Raw genomic sequence first — 19,100 nt, 5'->3', positions numbered from 1 at the left:
CAATAGAGTTTTGTCTGGACGATTGTGAAATTATGGAAAATATTTTTTTATTTCACAAAGTTTTTCTAGTTGATAGTTATTTCTCGAATCCAAGCGAGGAAAGCGCTTTCTTTTTTGCTTTTGAGAATAGTCCCCTAATCTGGAGACTATTGTTTTTGTTGAAAAACGCCTTGCTTAAAGGTCCCTTCATAAACAACTTCTTGCTCTGTAGTCAACTTCCCTTGACCTTCAGCCTGGCCATTTACAAAATCACCTTCATATTTCCAGCCATCTTTTGATTGGAAAGTCCCTTTTCCATTAAAGGCTCCATTATTGAAATCACCTGTATATTGGTCTCCATTTTCAAAGGTCAGGGTTCCTTGACCTTTCATTTTCCCTCGTACCAAGGTACCATCATAAACAAGTGCGCCACCATCAAGTGTCAGGACACCCTTTTTTGGTGTGTTTAGTAGAAAAACTGATACGGCGCAGATAGCGATTAGAAGAACGGTTGCAATCTCTATACGCGGGCGAGTTAGATATACTCGATATTTTTCGAAGATTTCTTTAAACTTTTCCATTGTCACTCTCATTTTCTAAACGATCTAGCCAGCGTTGACATCCACTTGTGATACGAGCATAGGTTTCCTCAAAATCTCCCGTGTACCATGGATCTGGAACGCTTTCAGATGCAAAAGAGTAGATTTTGTGCTGTAGTTCGTGAGGACACATTTGACGCAGATCTGAAACGTTTGAAGCATCCATGCCGATAATGTAATCAAACGACTCAAAGTCTTCTCTGCCAATCTGAAGCGATGTTTTGTCTTTGTCATAAGGGATCTGATACTGCTGGAAAATCCCTTGCGTTCCCCTATGAATCGGATTACCATGTTCCCACGATGACGTTGCCCGACTCTCAATCTGGTAATCACTCGTCATGGACTTCATCACAAACTCTGCCATAGGGCTACGACAGATATTTCCTAAGCAAACAAATACTATTTTTTTCATCCCTTTTCCTCTCATCTCATAGAAAAACGGGAGTGACAGATCCCGTTTTATTCTTCGATTGCTCCGCCTTCGTCAACAACTGTTCCTTCTGGTGTCACAGCTTCTTTGAGTGGCAAAACAGTCTTAATTGCAGCCAATTCAAAAGTCAAATAAACGCCATCTACATCCAGTACGATTGTACCTTTCTCAGTATCTACTTCATCCACTGTTCCGTAAAGCCCACCAATTGTAATGACTTCATAGCCTTTTTGAAGCTTGTTCAAGCTTTCCATACGCTTTTGTGCTTGTTTCTTTTGAGAACGTTGCATAAAGAACATCAAGGCAAACATACCTACAAGCATGATCACAAATGTTAAATTTGGACTAATATTTTCCATAGTATTTTCTCCTTTGTATTTACATAGGACTACTATATCAAATTTCAGCTACTTTTACAAGATTGTGCCTTGTTTTTATGGTTATAAAAAATCAGAGTTTTCACTCTGATTTTTGTGATTATTTCAAGTTTTGAACGACTTTGACTAGATTTTCAACTGTAAATCCGTACTCTGCCAATACTTTTGGTGCTGGGGCAGATGCTCCAAAGGTATCAATACCGAGAACTGCACCATCAAGACCAACATACTTGTACCAGTTTTGAGTTGCTCCCATTTCGACTGCAACACGACGACGAACTGCATTTGGAAGGATTTCTTCCTTGTAAGCTGCATCTTGTGCGTCAAAGACATCTGTTGATGGCATGCTGACTACACGGACTTTTGCACCTTGGCTAGCCAATTCTTTGGCAGCTGCGACAGCTAGATTGACCTCTGAACCTGTCGCAATCAAGATTGTGTCAAAGTCTGCTGCATTTTCATAGACGACATAGGCACCTTTCGCAACTTTGTCAAAGTCTGTTCCTTCTTCGACAGTCAAGTTTTGACGTGTCAAGACAAGGGCAGTTGGTGTTTTTTCGCTTGTCACTGCAAGGTACCAAGCTGCTTGAGTTTCACGCGCATCTGCTGGGCGGAAAACATTCAGATTTGGCATAGCACGGAGACCTGCTAAGTGTTCAACTGGTTCGTGAGTTGGACCATCTTCACCAACTGCAATAGAATCGTGGGTAAAGACATAAGTCACAGGAAGTCCTTGCAAGGCTGACAAGCGGACAGCTGCTTTCACATAGTCAGAGAAGACGAAGAAAGTACCACCGTATACACGAAGTCCACCGTGAAGGGCCATCCCGTTCAAGATCGTTCCCATTGCAAATTCACGAACACCAAACTGAATATTGCGGTTCAAGCGATTAGCATCATCTTGAAGTCCATCCGTTTTGATGTAAGTCATGTTTGAGTGAGCGAGGTCAGCTGATCCACCTAGGAAAGTTGGCAACTTGGCAGCGACAACGTTCAAAGCATCCTGACTTGAGTTACGAGTTGCTTGAGAGAAACCATTTTCTAATGCTGGGAAGTCTGCCGGAGTCACATCAACTGGATCGCGTCCGTCAATGATGGCTTCTACTTCTGCAGCCAGTTCTGGATGTGCTTCTTTATAGTCAGCAACTAGTTTTGTCCAAGCTTGATAAGCTGATGCGCCACGGTCTGCAACATTTTCTTTGAAATCAGCATAAACTTCAGCTGGAATTTCAAATGGTTCATAGTCCCAACCAAGAACTTGGCGAGTAGCCGCAGTTTCATCTGCTCCAAGAGGAGCACCGTGTACAGCATTGGTTCCTTGTTTGTTTGGAGAGCCGTATCCAATCACAGTCTTCACTTCGATCAAAGATGGTTTCCCTGAAGCTTTTGCTGCTTCGATAGCAGCATGGATAGCTTCCAAGTCTGTTCCATCTTCAACCAAGGCTGTATGCCAACCGTAGGCATTGTAACGGTCACGAACACTTTCTGTAAAGGAATCCTTTGTCTCACCATCCAAGTTGATGTCATTTGAATCATAAAGAACCACCAACTTGTCAAGTTTTTGCAAGCCCGCATATGAAGCCGCCTCGCTTGAGACACCCTCCATCAAATCTCCATCTCCACAGATCACATAAGTATAGTGGTCAAAGATATTGAAGCCTTCACGGTTATATTTCGCTGCTAGGAAACGTTCTGCTTGGGCAAAGCCGGTGGCAGTAGAAATCCCTTGTCCTAGAGGACCAGTTGTAGCGTCAATCCCTGCTGTATGCCCAAATTCTGGGTGACCTGGTGTTTTTGAACCCCATTGGCGGAAGTTCTTGACTTCATCCATGCTAACATCTTCAAAACCAGAAAGGTGAAGAAGGGCATAAAGAAGCATAGAGCCGTGACCTGCTGAAAGAATAAAACGGTCGCGATTGATCCAGTTTGGTTGTGCTGGATTGATGCGAAGTTGTTTTGTAAAGAGGCTATAGGCCATTGGAGCAGCCCCCATAACCACCCCTGGGTGACCTGAGTTTGCTTTGTTGATGGCGTCAATACCTAGAAAACGAATTGCATTAACAGATAGATTTGACATAGAATTTCCTTTCTCTTTGAGGTGATTAATGAATCACACATTCTATTTTACTATTATATGAAAAAATGCATAGAATAGCAATAAAACAATTTGCGTTCATCTAACACATGTGATTTTCTATCCCCTCGTCACCTCATAGTACGGAAGCAAGCGCGTATAAGCATCTTCTAGCTTATCCAATATCACTTCTACTGACTGATTTTCAATGAAGGAAACATCTGACTTGACTAAGACTTTTCGGGCTTCCTGACTTCTCACCTTCTCGCGTAAAGTACGACGGTTCTCCTCAGTAGCCTCCACCTTATGACTTTCCCCATTTGAGTAGACTAGATAATAAATCCCTTCTACCGCTGGAAGCTCTAAAACCTTGGCTTGCTTGTCTAAAGTCTGTTCGTCTTTCTTACGTTCGATGAAACTAACTTCTAGTGAGACACCAAAATCAGAAGGAACCCCATATAAGCGCAGAGCTAACATAGGTTCTGTCACCTCCCCCTCTCTCTGTAGATAGACCCAGAAATGCGGTCGCAAGCGTTGCGCTTGATTCATCCACTGACTAGTCTGTTGCAGTTGCCATTCTGGATGCTTTTCTTGGAAGACCTTGGCTAAGTTCGTAAAAGCCTTGCGAGCCTCCTGCCCTTTGTGGCGCAATTCCAGCATCTTCTCTCGCTCATCTCCAGCCTTATCTGGATGACGATATTGGATACCTGCATAAGATAAATAGTTCCTGATTGCTTCCATCATCTGTTTCTTCTCCTTTTTCTAACAAAAAATCAGGATGAACCTGATTTTATTTATTCTGTATCTACGACAACATATCGATTTGGTTCATCACCCTCAGAATAACTCGTCACACCATCCATGCGCGAAATAATGCGATGGATAATCTTGCGTTCGCTATTCGACATTGGATCTGTTTGTTGGCTACGTCCTTCTTCTAGAACGCGAGTCGCCAATTTTTGTGCATAGGTTTGCAACACTTCTGCACGATGTTCAACGTAATCATTGACGTTGATTGTGATATAAAAAGTTCTTGAATAACGATTGTAGAGGTAGTTTTGCGCCAAAAGCTGAAGTGCTTTCAATACTTTTCCGTGGTAGCCGATAATACGACCTGGTTCATTTGTGTCAATTTGAAGATTGATGGTGCGGCGATTGTAGTCGCTTGAAATCGTCCCTTCAACATCCATATCATCCACAATGGTTTGAACATAGTTAGCCACTTGAGCTGCTACTTGTTCGATGTCATAACTCGGCTCCACCTTCAAACCTAGATCTTCCAAAGACTGGCTTTCTACCGATTCTGACATAGATACAAATTCTTCACACTCTGCTGGGTCTTCCACTCCAGCATCTCCTGTCTGCAATTCATTTAAAATCGCGATGTGACCTGTTTCTTCTAAGATCGTGCTAGCATGTTTCTCATTTTTCAAGATTTCAGCCTTGATTTCATCAGAAACACCCTGACCTTCCTCTTCTATTTTTTTAATCGCCTCAACAACATGACCAAGATCAACTGTCGCCTCTGTTACTGTCTTAACAGGTTCGTTTTGTTCATTGATTTCTTTTGGAACACCTTTTACAGCTTGTTGATTGGCCTTAATCACAGTCGTCTCACTAATCGCCTCAATATCAACTTGAGCTGGTTTTTTCCCAAATAAGCCTAAAAAACCTTTCTTCTCTTTGGACACGACCTTGATGTGAGTCTTCATTCTCGGAATACCTAACTCTTTCAATCCTTTCCGGATTGCTTCTTCAACAGTTGAACCTGTAAATAATACCATTATCAGATTCCTCCTTATTATTTCGTTTTCTGAGCCTTTTTCTTGGCTTTTCTTTTTCTATTTTCCAAATCTTTTTTAGCTTGTACTTCCGCCTCACGCGCTGCAATAATCTTAAAAGGATTATTTAAGAAGTAAGTTTGCAAAACTTGATAAGCATTGGATACTGCCCAGTACAAGGCTACGCCACTAGGTGAAGAGATGGCAAAGATAAAGATCAGTACAGGCATCCCGTACATCATCCCTGTCATAGCTCCACTTCTTTCAGGTAAAGCCTTATTCGATAACCAACTACTTAAGAAGGTAAAGACTGCTGCCAAAATCGGAAGGATAAAGCTTGTGTCTACTCCCCCAAGGTTCACCCACAAAAAATGCCCTGTTTTCAAAAAGTCTACTCGAGTCAAGGCTTGGAAGAGAGCCAAGAGAACCGGCATTTGAATCAAAATCGGCCAGAGAGAAGAAGAGTGTTTGACCCCTAATTCTTTATAGACCTTCCGCATCTCCTGATCCAGCTTGGTTCTACTTTCCATATCACGACCTGGATATTGTTCTTGCAGAGCCTTGATGCGTGGTTGAGCCTCTTGCATTTTTCTAGAGGCCACCATCTGAGTCTGAAAGACTGGCAATAGAATCGTACGAATCAGGATCGTAAAGAGGATAATCCCCACTCCGATACTAACGTCAAAGGACAAGAAGCGGATGATTTCAGCAAAAAAATAGACAAATTTACTCCATATATCTGTAGAATCTGCTGCAACATCGCTTGTCCCACAGGCTGTCATGACAAACAAGGACAAGCCCAGCAAACTAGTCAACTGTAGTTTCTTTTTCACTCCTAATTCCTTCCCGGTAAATCTTTGATAACTTTAATACGTGGAGTAGATTTTTCTCCATTTCTGCATAATCCAAGCCTTCAACCCCTTTTCGAGCAATTACAACAAAATCAACGTTATCAGCTAACTGCTCCCTTACACTTAGCAAAATGTGTCGAATCCGTCTTTTAATTTGATTTCTGGTGACTGCATTCCCTAATTTCTTACTGACGGACAGCCCTACTCGAAAATGACTTTTCTGATTTTCCAATTGGTAGACAACAAATTTACGATTAGCAAAACTTGTTCCATCCGTGAAAATCGCCTTAAAATCTTTCTCTCTTTTTACACGAAAGCTTTTCTTCAAAACTCCACTCCATCTATTAAATTACTACTATTATACCATAAATTTCAAAAAAGCCAATAATGACAAGGTTTTACACTGTTTCAACAACAAAAAGTTGGGAAAATTTATCTCCCAACTCCTTTTTATTGTATCTTACCTTGTAATTTTATTCAGTTCTTCTTACTTTTTCAAGCGTTCAACGTCACGAGCGATGACCAATTCTTCATCTGTCGGGATGACTAAGACACGAACTTTAGCAGCATCAGTCGAAATATCTCCTGTAGCGCCAAAGACATTCTTTTCAGGATCCACATCACAGCCAAACCAAGAAATACCTTCAATAACCATCTGACGAATCGTTACAGAATTTTCTCCAATTCCGGCTGTAAAGATAATGGCATCTGCACCGTTCAAAACTGCCAAATACTGACCAATATACTTTTGGATACGATCCACAAAAATCTCATTTGCCAGTTGCGCTTTCTCATCACCCGCATGCATAGCTTCGTGAATATCACGCATATCGCTTGATCTCTCAGAAACACCCAAAAGTCCTGACTCACGATTGAGAATTCGACTGATATCCTCTGGTGTATTAAAGTCATCTGTATGTTGCATTAAATAGGGAATAATTGCCGGATCAATATCACCTGTACGAGTACCCATCATAATACCACCAAGTGGAGTAAAGCCCATAGATGTATCAACAGACTGACCGCCTTTGACAGCTGTAATAGAACCACCATTTCCAATATGACAAGTAATCAATTTCAACTCTTCTAGGGGGCGACCTAAAATTTTAGCTGCTTCTCCTGCTACAAACTGATGACTTGTCCCGTGGGCTCCATACTTACGAACTTTATTTTCAGTGTAGTATTTGTTTGGAAGAGGATAGCGATAGGCTTTCTCTGGCATGGTTGTATGGAATGATGTATCAAAAACAACAACGCTGGTAATATCTGGAAGCAATTCCTTGAAGGCACGAATTCCTGCCGCGTTGGCTGGATTGTGAAGAGGAGCCAAAAGTCCCAACTCTTCAACCTTTTCCAAAACATCTCCCTCTACCAAGGTTGACTCTTTGAAATATTCACCACCAGCCACAACACGGTGCCCAACACCAGTTATTTCATCATAACCTTTGATGATGTCAAAACGAATCAGATCATCTAATAAAATTTTAACAGCTTGTGTGTGATCGTCAATATCAAGAATTTGTTGTTCAGAACGGCCGTCGAATTTTACAGTTGAGATAGAGTCCTTCAAACCGATGCGTTCAATCAAGCCTTTCGCCAATACTACTTCTTCTGGCATTTGATAGAGTTGCCATTTCAAACTTGAGCTTCCTGCATTGATTGCAATTGTTTTTGTCATAAGATGATACCCCTTTTAAGCGTTTTCATCCATTATAACAAATTTTTGCTTAATTTTCAGTACCTTGACTCCATTTTTGAAAATTTTCTTTGAATTTCAATAGTGCAGCTGGATCTTGCAAACTGGTCAAAGGATAGACAAATGGTTCTATTTCCTTGTCTCTTTTCTTCTGTAAGACAAAAATACTTTTAGCTTGGCTTGCAGTTGAGAAAATATCCTCTGGCAGAGTAATGATGGCAGCAAGACTCACTTCGTCTTTGAGCCAACCTTTTAACAAATCACTTTGAGGACTGGTTAGTAAATCACTCGGAGCCAGAAAAATAGCGTATCCGTCTGACTTGAGGTACTTGAGGCCTTGCTCCATGAGCAAATGATGGGCATAGGTATGTTCTTGACTAGAAGCCACTTGATAGCGTGAAGCGATTGCATCGTCTGGGTAATAGCCGACAGGCAAGTCGCTAATGATCACATCGCTTTCTTTAAGCATTTGCGGACGAACGGCATCACCCTGAACAAAACCAGCCTGCAAACCAATCACATCTGCCATACTAGCCGCCAAATCAATCAGCAAGTCATCCACTTCGATTCCCAAGTAATCCACTTTTTTAGCAAGAGAAGTCAAGAAAGTAGCACCCAGAATTCCCATGCCAGAGCCTATTTCGAGTATGCTAATTCCCTCTTGTTTAAACAACTCTTCCACAACAAGTACCAAGAGGAGGGCAATGGCATCTGGTGTAAACTGGTGATTGGCCTGTAAAGGCTCAGTTTGTCCTGCCTTCATCAAGAGAAACTGGTAGGTCTTGAGCCACTCTTCCTTGCGAAGCGCTAAGCGCTTAAGGGCTTGGTTGTTCTCCTTAACCTGCTCTAGCTCGGTCTCACCATCCAGATAGATGCTGTTTTGCTCTACCAAGGCGTCATAAAAGTTGGTCGTCAAATCACTTTGGATGACTTGGACATTCTCTAGTAAATACGTATAAGCTTGTTCAATTTTTTCAAAATCCATGTTCCTATTTTATCAAATTTCCCCTATTTTTTCCATCTGAAGAAAAAAATCACTGCTTTAGTCAGCAAGTGACTTTTGGGCTACAGTTAAAAAGAGCTCTGCGTAATTTCCTAGGAAAAGACCTTCAGCACTATAGAGAATCTGACTGTCTATGCTTGAAAAACCAAACTGGGCGAGCTTGGTTTCCAGTTCAGCTAAATCAAAACCATGGTGATTGGTATCTGTCTTGACAAAATCAGCAATGAGAACCTGTCCATTCTCCCTAAGATGATGGTGAAACATGGCAAGAGTCGCATCTAGATCAGGCATATGATGAAGAACCCGACTGACAATAATCAGGTCAAATTGTTGCTCCAAGGGATTTGCCAGTAAATCCTGCTCCAAAAACTGGATATTCTTGATATCTTGCTGGTCCGCTTTCAAACGGGCTTGCTCCAGCATTTTCTCCGAAATATCCACAAGGGTAACCGACTTGGCCTGTTTGGCCAAGGGCAAAGCTAATAGACCCGTCCCACCACCGAAATCCAATATTTCCTTGTCTGATAAAAGATCAATCTGTTTTTCAACTGCTTGACAAACCAAGTTTGCAAGAAAGATGTTTTTGGGCGAATCAAAGGTTTCTGCTTTGTGATTAAAATCATGTTTCATGCTTTTAGTTTAACACAAAGTAGTTGAATTGACTAGGAATTGTCTTTCTTATCTGTCTTATTTTCTGTTTTTTTCTGATTTGGTTCTTGTCTTGAATCAGTCGCTACTTGTTCCTTTTGATCTGTTTTCTTTTCCTTAGTTTTCATCGGAGGAAAGAGAAATTCATAGTTGCCCTTATTCATACGAACACTTGTTACAAAACCTGTTTTCGTATTGTGATACCTGACTTTTCCTAAGTTGAAGACTCGTTCTCCACTTTCTTGCTCAACCTTATCTTTACTTCGCTTGGCCATGGCGAAAGCGACCAACTTCTCTTTGTTTAGGGTATAGTCTTTGCGATGGGCGACTTGCCGATTCAAATAAAACTGCAACAAAAGGCTAAAAATAGCTGCCATGGTGACTGCATATAAAAGAACGCCTGCCTTAACTTTTTGCTTTTTCCACACGATAGATGAATTCCCTTTCTAAGCCTTTTTGAAATTGGAAGCGAAAGCGAACCAATTGATCTTCCTCTGTAATCTGTGCTGATTTGAGTCCATAAACCATAGGTTGGTAGCCCCGTCCGCTGGTATCCGTTTTTCGAAAATCATCCGATTTAGACTTCCCTATAGAGATATCCTTACCATCCTGTTTCATGTAGAGGCGATTGCCTTCTACCTTTTCAAACTGCGAACGCTCTAACTCTACCTCCAGTTGATCCACAAACAAGAGCCACTCCTTTTGCTCGCTTTGCTGCTGGTAACGAACTTCTGAAATGAGGAGCTGACTCATAGCTTGAAAAAGGAGCAAGCCTCCGCTAATGACGATAAGGGCAATCAGAGATTCTAAAAGAGTGAACGCTCTTACCTTACTGATCTTTAAGGTCGAGTAACTTCTCTGAACCATGATAGACCTCCACTCCTTTTTCACTAGAAAACACCTGAATCTCCACTCCGTTTATGTTTACCTGATTTTGACCTGTCTGCAGAGCCATCTTCGCCACACGCAAGACTTCTTCCTTTTGCAAGATTTCTGCCTCTTCTTGTCTATTTTTCTGGATTTGTCCCAAAAGAAGGGTCGCAATGCTGGCAAACACAGCCAAAGCTACTACTGCTTCTAGTAAGATCACTGCCTTAATTTTTTGTTTCCTTAATGCGTTTAATTTTTCCATTTCCTAGATATAATTGATAGCGAATCGCTCCTTTGCTAGTCTGAAATTCAACCTTAGCCAGGGACGAATTGCCCCCAGCTCGGTCAAATATAATGCTTTGTCCTGATGGTGCCTGAATTCCTTTAGGAACGGTCAACTTTTGACTGCCATTACTGATCGTCTGTCCATCTAAGTTCAGACTGGTTTTTTGCTGACTAGCAACACTGCGTTTTTGAGTTTCCCGATAGAGTTCTTCAAACTCCATAAAGAAAATCTGCTCTTCCACCGCTGTAAAACTGGACTGAACAGAACCAGACAAGACAAAAGCAAGGATACTCACAAGTCCCAAAACTAATAGACTTTCCAGCATAGTAAAGGCCTTAATCTGCAACAGTTTGACTTGTTTTTTGTTTTGCATGGTAGTCTTTATAAGCTTTAGCTTGCTCAGCTGTGATACGGCCGTCCGCCTGTAATTTGCTTAGGCTAGCATCTTCATTCTTGTCCAGACTATAGAGTTCTGCCTGACTTTCCACCACCTTAACAACAGCAGCTTTTCCTTTGTCATTCACTGCATCCTTTTGTTTGGTCAAATTAGGCACAAAGAGCAAGAGAAGTACGCTGATAATTAAAAGGACGACTAGCATTTCTACCAAAGTGAAAGCTTTAACCTTAGCTTTTTTTAGTTTTGTCATGAATTTTTTCATTTTAAAAATTTACCTCCATATTTTGATACATGGGCATAAGCATTGCCGCATAAAGTAAAACGATAATCAGAGCCACAAAGATAAAAACCAGTGGCTGTACTAAGTTCATGGTGCGGTTGACTCGGGTAAAAAAGGCTTCCCAAGTTTTTTCAGCATAGATTTCCAACTCACTCCCCAGCTTGGACTTGACTTCTCCATACTCGATGATAAGACTCAACTCTTTTTTAAAGAAAGGATAGGTCGCTATAGTTTGAGAAAATTCGCGGCCATTTTGCAGGGCTTGAGCCAGTTCTTGACCGATTTCTTTAAAGAGCTGGGAGCCTTGTTCCTGCATGATCTGAAAAATCTGCGTCAGCTCCATCCCCTGTGAAATCATATTGCCCCATTCACGCGCATAATAGGCCGTCAGATAGGTCTGGACAAAGATTCCTAGAAAGGGAACCCGTGCCAACATCGAGAAAACCCGCATCTTGGAACTTCTTTTGTAAAAAGTGAGGGCTAAAAGTAAAGATAGAGAGCAAACCAACACTAGCCCCAGAAAAATTTGTGGCAGATTGCCAATGATTTGGGTGGCGATATTGCTACTGTCCAGTTGGGGGAGCAAATAATTCCTGAGCCCCAACATGATTAGCAGGAGAAATCCCAGCAAAATCAAAGGATAGGTCGCTACTTCAATTAACTTCTTCTTGACCTTGGACAAATTATCCAGATATTCTTCTATCTTCCCCAAACTCAGGTGAAGATTCCCATGTACTTCAGCTAGAGATAATTGGGTCACAATAGCACTTGAAAACCCCAAGCTGTCCATCATCTCTGAAAAGGATTTCCCCTGAGACAAGCCTTGGTGCATCCGGGCCACATAGTCCTTTTCCAGCAGGGCACTTCTGCCCAAAAAAGAAATAATTTCCACCAAATGAAAGCCACTGGAAAAGAGGTTGTTAAACAGGGTGATGATTTTCTTCTGCTTAGCTGTAGCTAATTTTTTCCGTTTCAGCCTGAAGACTTGTGATATGTCCATCTTTAAGAAGCTGGTCAATCTGCGCATTCCAGCTAGTTGGCTGGTGTTCTTGAAAGTCTTTGTTTGCAAAGTCAACGATTCCTCCTCCCCCGATTAATCTCTGGTAGCAGACTCCTTGCAGAACAACTGCTAATTCTTCCTCCGTCACACCTAACTCCAGAAGGCGTTCATAAACACCTCGGATACTCTTGGCATGAATGGTTGAAAAGACTGTCGCCCCTGTCAAACTGGCTCTGACCACTGCACGCGCCGTCTCGCTATCCCGAATTTCACCGATAATCAAGAGGTCAGGACGATGCCGGAGAGACAGTTTGATGAGATTTTCATAGGTCAAACCAATCGCTTCATTCAACTGCAACTGGAGCATGTCTTCCTGCTTGATCTCGACAGGATCTTCAATGGACATGACCTGTTGCCCCATAAACAGAGACTTGGCTAATTCGTGCATCAGAGTCGTCTTGCCACTTCCGACTGGACCTGCAAAGAGATAGAGTCCCCGTTGCCTGTACTGCTCACCCAGTTCGTTCATATCCTGAAACCAGAAATGCAGGTCCTGCTCCTCATCGTGCAACAAACGAATGACCAAACTCTCATGTCCCCGATAATCTCCCACGGTAGACAAACGCAGAGAAGACACCTTCTCCCCATGCTGATAGTCGCAAGAGCCCAGTTGACTACGTCTCTTCTCTCCTACGTTCATACCCGCCACAAACTTAAAATGACTAATCACAGCAGCTAAAACATCAAACTCATAGGAGTCAACTAGACACCGTTCGTCTCCAACCCGCATGTGAAGCTCGTAGGACTTTTCCTTGGGGATAAAATAGATATCCTGAGCCTTCTTTTCTTTCGCAGTAGCAATAATTTTCTGTGCAATTTCTTGTACCATACCGCCCTCCTTATCTAACTATTCGCAAAAAAATAAAAAAAGCAACTTAAAAAGTTACTTTTTTATCTCCATTTCATACGGCAAGAACGGTGTTTTTCTTGACCTGTTTGTTTTTCGTAGCCTGGACGTAGCTTCTCATCGGGGATGACTTGCTCATCCTGTAAAAGTGCCAAAGAATGGTACTGCTGCAAATACTCATCACACTCATCACACCAGCGTTTATCAGCAGGATCCCAAAAGATAGTCATCAAATCACTCCGACTCTTATAAAGAGGATTCTTCTTTTCTAGCTCAAACCAGCATGATTTATAATATTTTAGAGCATCATAATACTTGTCAAAAGATTGACTCATAATGACATCTTCTTCCCAACCTTCTATGAACCACCACGGTTCAAAATCCCCATACATTTCTATAACACGATACATTCTTACTACTTCCTTTGTATCGTATATTATATCTAATTTTTTATTACAAGAAAAGGATTTTGCTTGCCTTTCCCTTTAGGAAGACTTCTTTAAATACCTTTTCAGCCTATCATAAAAATAGGAGCCTTTTATTGACCCCTATTTTATCATCTTAGGCTTGATAACGTTTCACACCGTCTAGATAGGTTGCTACCAATTCCAAATCTTTATCTAGTACGATAAAGTCTGCATCGTAACCTTCACGGATTTGACCACAAACATCATCGATGTGAACAGATTTTGCTGGGTTGAGGCTAGCCATCATGACTGCTTCATGCGGATTGGCAATACCCCATTCGACAACATTCTTCAAACCGTCCTTGAGTTTGAGGATAGAACCTGCCAAATTGCCTGTAGATTTGAGGCGTGCAGTTCCATTAGCCACTACTACCGGGAATTCTCCCAGCATGTAGTCTCCATCTTCCAAGCCACCAGCTGTCATACAGTCTGTGATAAGGGCAATATTTTCAGTTCCTTTTTGCTTGAGCAAAATGTCACAGGCCTTTGGATCTACGTGGTGACCGTCACAAATCAATTCTGCGTAAGTATGTGGCAACTCATACATGGCTCCCACCATACCGAGTTCACGGTGAGTCAACCCACGCATGCCATTGTAGGCATGTACCCAAACGCTTGCTCCAGCATCGACTGCTTTTTTAGCTTCATCAAAAGTCGCATTTGAGTGTCCAAGAGCAACAGTCACTCCTTCACCCGTAATTGTACGAACAAAGTCTTCTACACCTTCACGTTCTGGCGCAAGGGCAATTTTATTGAGCAAGCCATTTGCTGCTTTTTGCCAAGCACGAAACTCATCCATGCGAGGATCTTTCATGTAGGCAGGGTTTTGAGCTCCTTTGTATTTCTCTGTGAAATAAGGCCCTTCAAAATAAATCCCACGAATTTTCGCTCCACTTGCTTCCTGGTAACGAGCACCGATATTTTCAGTTACTGCGAGCAACTGCTCGTAAGAGGAAGTCAAGGTCGTTGGCAAGAAGCTGGTAACACCCGTGCTAAGCAATCCTTCACTCATGGTATGAAGGGTTCCTTCGATGTTATTGTCCATGACATCCACACCACCAAATCCATGAATATGGGTATCCACAAGCCCAGGGGCAATGCTATAACCTGTATAGTCAATCACCTCAGCTCCTTCAGGAATCTGTTCTACATGTTTGCCGAACTTGCCATCCACAAGTTCCAAGTAACCGCCACGACGAACTCCGTGTGGGTAGAAAAACTGATCCGCTTTAATATAATTAGGCATAATGATAACCTCCTTGATAGATTGATTCTAGAATTTATTATGTCAATTACATTATAAACCTTTCTTTTTCATTTGTAAATGGTATAGACCTATTTTCTAGAGATATTTTAAAAGAGCTGGATTTCTCCAACTCTTTAATTTTATTTTGATTTCACAGGCAGTTCTTGAGCAGCCTTAACAGCAGCTGCAATCGTCTCTGCGTAAAGTTTAGCACCTTCTTCAATCATGTTGCTATCATTCCCAAAGTGGACTTGGTCGGTTCCTGCCCAGATTTCAGGGTGTTCCTTAGCAACCTTATTCCAGTCAGCTATGCTCACGTAAGGATTCTTTTCAGCTAATTCCCGTGCATAAGCCGCATACTGCTCCACTGATGTGTAAGTGTCCTTGCTCTTGTCTCCCTCATAAGGTGTCACCAGTATCAGATGGTGTCCTTTCGGTAGATTGTTCACGATGCTGTCCAAATCATTCTTATAGCCTTCAGGATTATTGACTCCCGTTGCAATGACAACTGTTTTTAGCAGCGCCTTGTTCTGACTGTTATTGAGCATAATATCATTGGCTTGCTTGGTCGTTCGACTAACCTGGGCATTGATATTTGCTTCAGGAAGTGCCTCTTGTAAGGCTGTATTGGCACGCAAGGCTACCGAATCTCCTATTAGGCTTGTTCCATCAGAAATTCCTAAACGACTCAGTTCAGCTTGTTCAGCAAGAGTCTTTGTTTGTCCTATATTGGTCTGGGCTTGTTTGAAACCATTGACCATCAAGTCTGTCTCAAAAGCTCCAACTTGAGGAGCCACAGCTATGATAATCAAGGTAATCAAGGTAAGAATGCCAGCAGCACCAGCACTAATTGGTTTAATATGAGGCAATCGACTAATCTTCCGTATTAAAGGATTGGATTTACCGGCAATCAATGGCTCAATAATATAGAAGGATAGGATAGCAAAGAAATAAGAAAAGATGATTGTCAGAATAACAGCAGGCAGATTACTCATCAGCTGAGAAAAGATAATATAAAAAGGCCAGTGGAAGAGATAAACCGCGTAGCTGGTATCCGCTAAAAATGTAATGATCCGAGGTTCTTGTATCTCAGGCGTTTTCTCATGCAAGACACGCGCAGCAAAAATCATGATCACGGCCGCTAAACTTGCCAGTACGAAACCAAATAAATAAGCGAATAAGTAAGTAAACTTGACAAAGAAAGTCAGGAGCAACAATACCAAGAGACCTGCAGCGAACACCAGTAGATTCTGACGAAGATCCCACGTCCGATCAAACTGCTTGACTAAATCGCTCGTCTGACGAACACCCACAACCGTCGCCAAAATGCTTCCTAAAAAGAAGGGATAGACATGGGTTAGACTTGAAAAGTAGACAGATGAATAGGAACTAGCCATTAGACTGCCAATAAACATGGAGAAAAAGCTAATGATGAAAGCTCCCGCAGAAAGGAGAAAGACCATCCCTCTCAATTGACTACTAGATTTTGAACGTTTCGATAAAAACCAAACCGCTAAGCCCCAAAGGATATAGTAGTGAACCTCAACAGCTAGACTCCAGTTATGAACAAAGAGATGCGGAATGAACTGGGATTCATAACTTCCCCCTGTTAACATTTCGTAGAAGTTGGTCATAAAACCGAGAACTCCAGCAATCTGGCCGCCAATTCCAGCAACATAGTCTTGACGAACTAGGAGGGTAAAGGGCATGGTCACCAGAACCATCAGCACCACAGGTGGCACGATGCGGTAAAACCGTCTCTTAAAAAAGCCCAGTAAATCAATCTGGCTTTTCTTTCCAAACTCTTCTAAAAGGAGGGAGGTAATCAAGAATCCCGAAAATGTGAAAAAGACATCTACCCCGAAAAATCCTCCAGGAAAGATCGTTTGAAAGAAGTGGTAAAAAAGCACCAAAAGTAAACCTGTAATCCTAATCAAGGAAAACCATTTAATACGCATACGAGTCTATTCTCCATTAAATTAGGAAGCAAAACACCACCTAATTTCCATTCCATTATACTCCCTATTCTATCAAAAAAATAGGAAAAATCCTAAGAGAAAACTTAGGATTTTGGCATTCTATTTTTACACTTTAAAAATTGCGTCCTGACTTTTTGTAGCCATATTTTTCTACAAAATACTCACGGAATTCCAAGAGATTGTCATCCATGATGGCTTGGCGGACCTGCTTCATCAGGTTGAGTAAGAAGTAAAGATTATGGTAGCTAGTCAAGCGGATACCAAAGGTTTCGTCAGCCTTTAGCAGGTGACGAAGGTAGGCGCGTGTGTAGTTCTTACATGTGTAGCAATCACACTCAGGATCCAGTGGCGTAAAATCTTCAGCGAATTGGGCATTCTTGACAACCAAACGACCTTGGCTGGTCATACAAGTTCCGTTACGAGCGATACGAGTCGGCAAGACACAGTCAAACATATCCACACCACGAATGACCCCATCGATCAAGCTGTCTGGCGCTCCGACACCCATCAAATAGCGAGGTTTGTTTTCAGGAAGAAGTTGAGTTGTGAAGTCCAAGACTGCATTCATTTCTTCGTGCGTTTCTCCCACTGCCAAACCACCAATAGAGTAGCCAGGGAAGTCCATGCTCACAAGGTCATGAGCTGACTGACGGCGAAGGTCTTCAAATCCTGCTCCCTGAACAATTCCAAACAAACCTTGGTCATGTGGGCGACGGTGAGCCTTCAAACCACGCTCAGCCCAACGGCTAGTACGCTCGATTGATTTCTTAACGTAGTCATAAGGTTGGTAAAACTGAGGACATTCATCAAAAGACATCATGATGTCTGAGCCCAGATTATTCTGAATAGATATGGCTTTCTCTGGCGATAGGAACATCTTGGAACCATTGAGATGGTTTTTAAAGGTTACTCCTTCTTCGGTGATATTTCGGCTATCTGCTAGGGAATAAACCTGGAAGCCACCACTATCTGTCAAAATTGGTTGATCCCAGTTCATAAATTTGTGGAGACCACCTGCGCGTGCGATGAGTTCATCTCCAGGACGAAGCCATAGATGATAGGTATTAGAGAGGATAATTCCTGATCCCATCTCCTTCAACTCTTCTGGTGACTGGGTTTTTACAGTAGCTTGGGTCCCAACTGGCATAAACATAGGCGTTGGAAAAGTACCATGCGGGGTGATGATTTCTCCCAGACGAGCTCCTGTGTGTTTCTCTTTCTTAATCAAACGATATTTGATTGGTGAATCTGACATTTTCTACCTCCGAAGCTGGGAAAGACAGTCCCAGTTCATACTTTGTGCCCAAAGGCATACTGTATGATTTTATCAAAAAAACTAGTAACTGTCACGAACTATGGTATAATGAAAGAATGAAATACCCAAAAATTGATTTAAAAACCATTCGCCTGCAGACGAGGCAATTTCAGGCTGAGAATCCCCGCCTCTTTCTCGTCTATCTCTTACCTAGCATACTGGTCATCTTATCAGGCTTTCTCAACCCCTTGGCTCGTCTCCAAGAAAGTGTTTTAGAGCAATCCTTTTTCAGCATGCTGGCACAAGTGCTCCAAGCCTATCTCTTCCCACTAGTGGTTTCTTTTTTGAGCTCGATTTTTCTAGCAAGCGCTGCCTTTACGACACTCAGACTCCTCAAGGATCCTGATACGGAACTCTCAGTAAAATCAAGCCTGGCTCTCTTTGCTGAAGAGCGCTTCTCGCAAACCTTCCTGACTCTGCTCCTCAAACGTTTCTACCTTTTTTTATGGAGCATTCCAAACTTAGTAGGCGTTTATTTTCTTTTTTATAGCAATCTCTTGGCTCGAAGATTTGTTGCCCTACATCCTGAATTTCCTAATCTTGACCTCTCATCCGTTGAAACCGAGCAATTCCTTATGACCTTTGGGCTCTACTTTTTCGCGAGCCTCATCTTGATGATTGTGGGCAATCTCCTCTACGTACCGCAACATTATGCTTACTCGCAGGTAGAATTCCTCCTCTGCGACACTCTGGATTTAGGACAGGCTAAACCCCATCAAATCCTGAAAACCAGCCGTTTCTTGATGAAAGGATACAAGTTCCAACGCTTTCTCCTCGACTTACAACTACTCCCTTGGTACTTCCTCAACTGGATTACTTTTGGGATTGCTAGTTTTTCAATCCTTCCCTATATCCAAAACAATCACATCTTCTTTTACAGAGCCCTACTAGCTCGTAAACGTCGAAATGGATAAG

Annotated in this window: 23 protein-coding genes; 1 reads left to right on the top strand and 22 read right to left on the bottom strand. The window is 42.1% G+C overall.

Annotated features, from left to right (window positions below):
- Positions 1-146: 146 nt before the first annotated feature.
- From D8854_RS09610 to tgt, 22 genes are all read right to left on the bottom strand, one after another.
- Complete coding sequence (locus D8854_RS09610; RefSeq protein WP_125450616.1) at positions 147-560, bottom strand: MORN repeat-containing protein; 414 nt, start codon at positions 558-560, stop codon at positions 147-149.
- Entirely contained in the window at positions 547-990 is a 444-nt protein-coding gene (locus D8854_RS09605; RefSeq protein WP_125399479.1) for a low molecular weight protein-tyrosine-phosphatase, read from the bottom strand. Before D8854_RS09605 ends, D8854_RS09610 begins: the two co-directional genes overlap by 14 nt.
- Before the next feature lie 47 nt (positions 991-1,037).
- A complete protein-coding gene (gene yajC, locus D8854_RS09600) occupies positions 1,038-1,358 on the bottom strand; it encodes a preprotein translocase subunit YajC (protein ID WP_025168961.1) in 321 nt (106 codons plus the stop codon).
- A 127-nt stretch (positions 1,359-1,485) separates the two neighbouring features.
- Positions 1,486-3,462 carry a transketolase gene (tkt, locus tag D8854_RS09595; protein WP_125399478.1) on the bottom strand — a complete coding sequence of 659 codons (1,977 nt, stop codon included), beginning with the start codon at positions 3,460-3,462 and terminating at the stop codon, positions 1,486-1,488.
- 117 nt (positions 3,463-3,579) lie between these two features.
- The gene (locus tag D8854_RS09590; protein ID WP_125399477.1) at positions 3,580-4,203 is read right to left on the bottom strand and encodes a ribonuclease P; all 624 of its coding nucleotides are present in this window, start codon (positions 4,201-4,203) and stop codon (positions 3,580-3,582) included.
- 50 nt (positions 4,204-4,253) lie between these two features.
- A complete protein-coding gene (gene jag, locus D8854_RS09585; RefSeq protein ID WP_125450615.1) occupies positions 4,254-5,243 on the bottom strand; it encodes an RNA-binding cell elongation regulator Jag/EloR in 990 nt (329 codons plus the stop codon).
- 17 nt (positions 5,244-5,260) lie between these two features.
- A complete protein-coding gene (locus tag D8854_RS09580; RefSeq protein ID WP_000728102.1) occupies positions 5,261-6,073 on the bottom strand; it encodes a YidC/Oxa1 family membrane protein insertase in 813 nt (270 codons plus the stop codon).
- Entirely contained in the window at positions 6,048-6,419 is a 372-nt protein-coding gene (gene rnpA, locus D8854_RS09575; protein ID WP_000748124.1) for a ribonuclease P protein component, read from the bottom strand. Before rnpA ends, D8854_RS09580 begins: the two co-directional genes overlap by 26 nt.
- Before the next feature lie 159 nt (positions 6,420-6,578).
- Positions 6,579-7,769: an acetate kinase gene (locus D8854_RS09570; RefSeq protein WP_125450614.1), complete on the bottom strand. Its 1,191-nt coding sequence runs from the start codon at positions 7,767-7,769 to the stop codon at positions 6,579-6,581.
- Between the two features lie 49 nt (positions 7,770-7,818).
- Positions 7,819-8,772 (bottom strand): class I SAM-dependent methyltransferase, encoded by a 954-nt coding sequence (locus D8854_RS09565; protein WP_125450613.1) that lies wholly within the window; start codon positions 8,770-8,772, stop codon positions 7,819-7,821.
- Positions 8,773-8,829: 57 nt separating this feature from the next.
- Positions 8,830-9,420: a class I SAM-dependent methyltransferase gene (locus tag D8854_RS09560; RefSeq protein ID WP_125450612.1), complete on the bottom strand. Its 591-nt coding sequence runs from the start codon at positions 9,418-9,420 to the stop codon at positions 8,830-8,832.
- Positions 9,421-9,452: 32 nt separating this feature from the next.
- Positions 9,453-9,866: a competence type IV pilus minor pilin ComGG gene (gene comGG / locus D8854_RS09555; protein ID WP_125450611.1), complete on the bottom strand. Its 414-nt coding sequence runs from the start codon at positions 9,864-9,866 to the stop codon at positions 9,453-9,455.
- Positions 9,844-10,305 (bottom strand): competence type IV pilus minor pilin ComGF, encoded by a 462-nt coding sequence (gene comGF / locus D8854_RS09550; protein ID WP_125450610.1) that lies wholly within the window; start codon positions 10,303-10,305, stop codon positions 9,844-9,846. Before comGF ends, comGG begins: the two co-directional genes overlap by 23 nt.
- Positions 10,268-10,570: a competence type IV pilus minor pilin ComGE gene (comGE, locus tag D8854_RS09545; RefSeq protein WP_185768088.1), complete on the bottom strand. Its 303-nt coding sequence runs from the start codon at positions 10,568-10,570 to the stop codon at positions 10,268-10,270. Before comGE ends, comGF begins: the two co-directional genes overlap by 38 nt.
- Positions 10,533-10,967: a competence type IV pilus minor pilin ComGD gene (gene comGD, locus D8854_RS09540; protein ID WP_125450608.1), complete on the bottom strand. Its 435-nt coding sequence runs from the start codon at positions 10,965-10,967 to the stop codon at positions 10,533-10,535. Before comGD ends, comGE begins: the two co-directional genes overlap by 38 nt.
- Complete coding sequence (gene comGC, locus D8854_RS09535) at positions 10,930-11,253, bottom strand: competence type IV pilus major pilin ComGC (RefSeq protein WP_125450607.1); 324 nt, start codon at positions 11,251-11,253, stop codon at positions 10,930-10,932. The genes comGD and comGC overlap by 38 nt, the downstream gene beginning before the upstream one ends.
- Position 11,254: 1 nt before the next feature.
- Complete coding sequence (gene comGB / locus D8854_RS09530; protein WP_125450621.1) at positions 11,255-12,271, bottom strand: competence type IV pilus assembly protein ComGB; 1,017 nt, start codon at positions 12,269-12,271, stop codon at positions 11,255-11,257.
- The gene (gene comGA / locus D8854_RS09525; protein WP_000249588.1) at positions 12,219-13,160 is read right to left on the bottom strand and encodes a competence type IV pilus ATPase ComGA; all 942 of its coding nucleotides are present in this window, start codon (positions 13,158-13,160) and stop codon (positions 12,219-12,221) included. Before comGA ends, comGB begins: the two co-directional genes overlap by 53 nt.
- 62 nt (positions 13,161-13,222) lie before the next feature.
- The gene (locus D8854_RS09520) at positions 13,223-13,588 is read right to left on the bottom strand and encodes a DUF1033 family protein (protein ID WP_000286396.1); all 366 of its coding nucleotides are present in this window, start codon (positions 13,586-13,588) and stop codon (positions 13,223-13,225) included.
- 151 nt (positions 13,589-13,739) lie between these two features.
- Positions 13,740-14,891, bottom strand: a complete 1,152-nt coding sequence (gene nagA, locus D8854_RS09515) for an N-acetylglucosamine-6-phosphate deacetylase (RefSeq protein WP_001134442.1) — start codon at positions 14,889-14,891, stop codon at positions 13,740-13,742.
- A gap of 140 nt (positions 14,892-15,031) precedes the next feature.
- Complete coding sequence (locus D8854_RS09510; protein ID WP_125450606.1) at positions 15,032-16,849, bottom strand: acyltransferase family protein; 1,818 nt, start codon at positions 16,847-16,849, stop codon at positions 15,032-15,034.
- A 133-nt stretch (positions 16,850-16,982) separates the two neighbouring features.
- A complete protein-coding gene (gene tgt, locus D8854_RS09505) occupies positions 16,983-18,125 on the bottom strand; it encodes a tRNA guanosine(34) transglycosylase Tgt (RefSeq protein WP_125450605.1) in 1,143 nt (380 codons plus the stop codon).
- 116 nt (positions 18,126-18,241) lie between these two features.
- On the opposite strand from tgt, the gene D8854_RS09500 reads away from it, so the two are divergent.
- Complete coding sequence (locus D8854_RS09500; RefSeq protein WP_125450604.1) at positions 18,242-19,099, top strand: DUF975 family protein; 858 nt, start codon at positions 18,242-18,244, stop codon at positions 19,097-19,099.
- Position 19,100: the final 1 nt, after the last annotated feature.

The organism is Streptococcus mitis, from assembly GCF_003943905.1.
Taxonomy (GTDB): domain Bacteria; phylum Bacillota; class Bacilli; order Lactobacillales; family Streptococcaceae; genus Streptococcus; species Streptococcus mitis_BC.
This window is presented reverse-complemented; position numbering and strand designations above follow the sequence as displayed.

Excerpts from the sequence above, each read along its gene's own strand:
- jag (WP_125450615.1), bottom strand. The coding sequence starts at position 5,243 with ATGGTATTATTTACAGGTTCAACTGTTGAAGAAGCAATCCGGAAAGGA.
- D8854_RS09560 (WP_125450612.1), bottom strand. The coding sequence starts at position 9,420 with ATGAAACATGATTTTAATCACAAAGCAGAAACCTTTGATTCGCCCAAA.
- D8854_RS09570 (WP_125450614.1), bottom strand. The coding sequence starts at position 7,769 with ATGACAAAAACAATTGCAATCAATGCAGGAAGCTCAAGTTTGAAATGG.
- D8854_RS09520 (WP_000286396.1), bottom strand. The coding sequence starts at position 13,588 with ATGTATCGTGTTATAGAAATGTATGGGGATTTTGAACCGTGGTGGTTC.
- comGE (WP_185768088.1), bottom strand. The coding sequence starts at position 10,570 with ATGGAAAAATTAAACGCATTAAGGAAACAAAAAATTAAGGCAGTGATC.
- comGD (WP_125450608.1), bottom strand. The coding sequence starts at position 10,967 with ATGCAAAACAAAAAACAAGTCAAACTGTTGCAGATTAAGGCCTTTACT.
- D8854_RS09590 (WP_125399477.1), bottom strand. The coding sequence starts at position 4,203 with ATGATGGAAGCAATCAGGAACTATTTATCTTATGCAGGTATCCAATAT.
- D8854_RS09610 (WP_125450616.1), bottom strand. The coding sequence starts at position 560 with ATGGAAAAGTTTAAAGAAATCTTCGAAAAATATCGAGTATATCTAACT.
- D8854_RS09510 (WP_125450606.1), bottom strand. The coding sequence starts at position 16,849 with ATGCGTATTAAATGGTTTTCCTTGATTAGGATTACAGGTTTACTTTTG.
- nagA (WP_001134442.1), bottom strand. The coding sequence starts at position 14,891 with ATGCCTAATTATATTAAAGCGGATCAGTTTTTCTACCCACACGGAGTT.
- D8854_RS09605 (WP_125399479.1), bottom strand. The coding sequence starts at position 990 with ATGAAAAAAATAGTATTTGTTTGCTTAGGAAATATCTGTCGTAGCCCT.
- comGC (WP_125450607.1), bottom strand. The coding sequence starts at position 11,253 with ATGAAAAAATTCATGACAAAACTAAAAAAAGCTAAGGTTAAAGCTTTC.
- D8854_RS09565 (WP_125450613.1), bottom strand. The coding sequence starts at position 8,772 with ATGGATTTTGAAAAAATTGAACAAGCTTATACGTATTTACTAGAGAAT.
- comGF (WP_125450610.1), bottom strand. The coding sequence starts at position 10,305 with ATGGTTCAGAGAAGTTACTCGACCTTAAAGATCAGTAAGGTAAGAGCG.
- tkt (WP_125399478.1), bottom strand. The coding sequence starts at position 3,462 with ATGTCAAATCTATCTGTTAATGCAATTCGTTTTCTAGGTATTGACGCC.
- D8854_RS09500 (WP_125450604.1), top strand. The coding sequence starts at position 18,242 with ATGAAATACCCAAAAATTGATTTAAAAACCATTCGCCTGCAGACGAGG.
- comGB (WP_125450621.1), bottom strand. The coding sequence starts at position 12,271 with ATGGACATATCACAAGTCTTCAGGCTGAAACGGAAAAAATTAGCTACA.
- tgt (WP_125450605.1), bottom strand. The coding sequence starts at position 18,125 with ATGTCAGATTCACCAATCAAATATCGTTTGATTAAGAAAGAGAAACAC.
- comGA (WP_000249588.1), bottom strand. The coding sequence starts at position 13,160 with ATGGTACAAGAAATTGCACAGAAAATTATTGCTACTGCGAAAGAAAAG.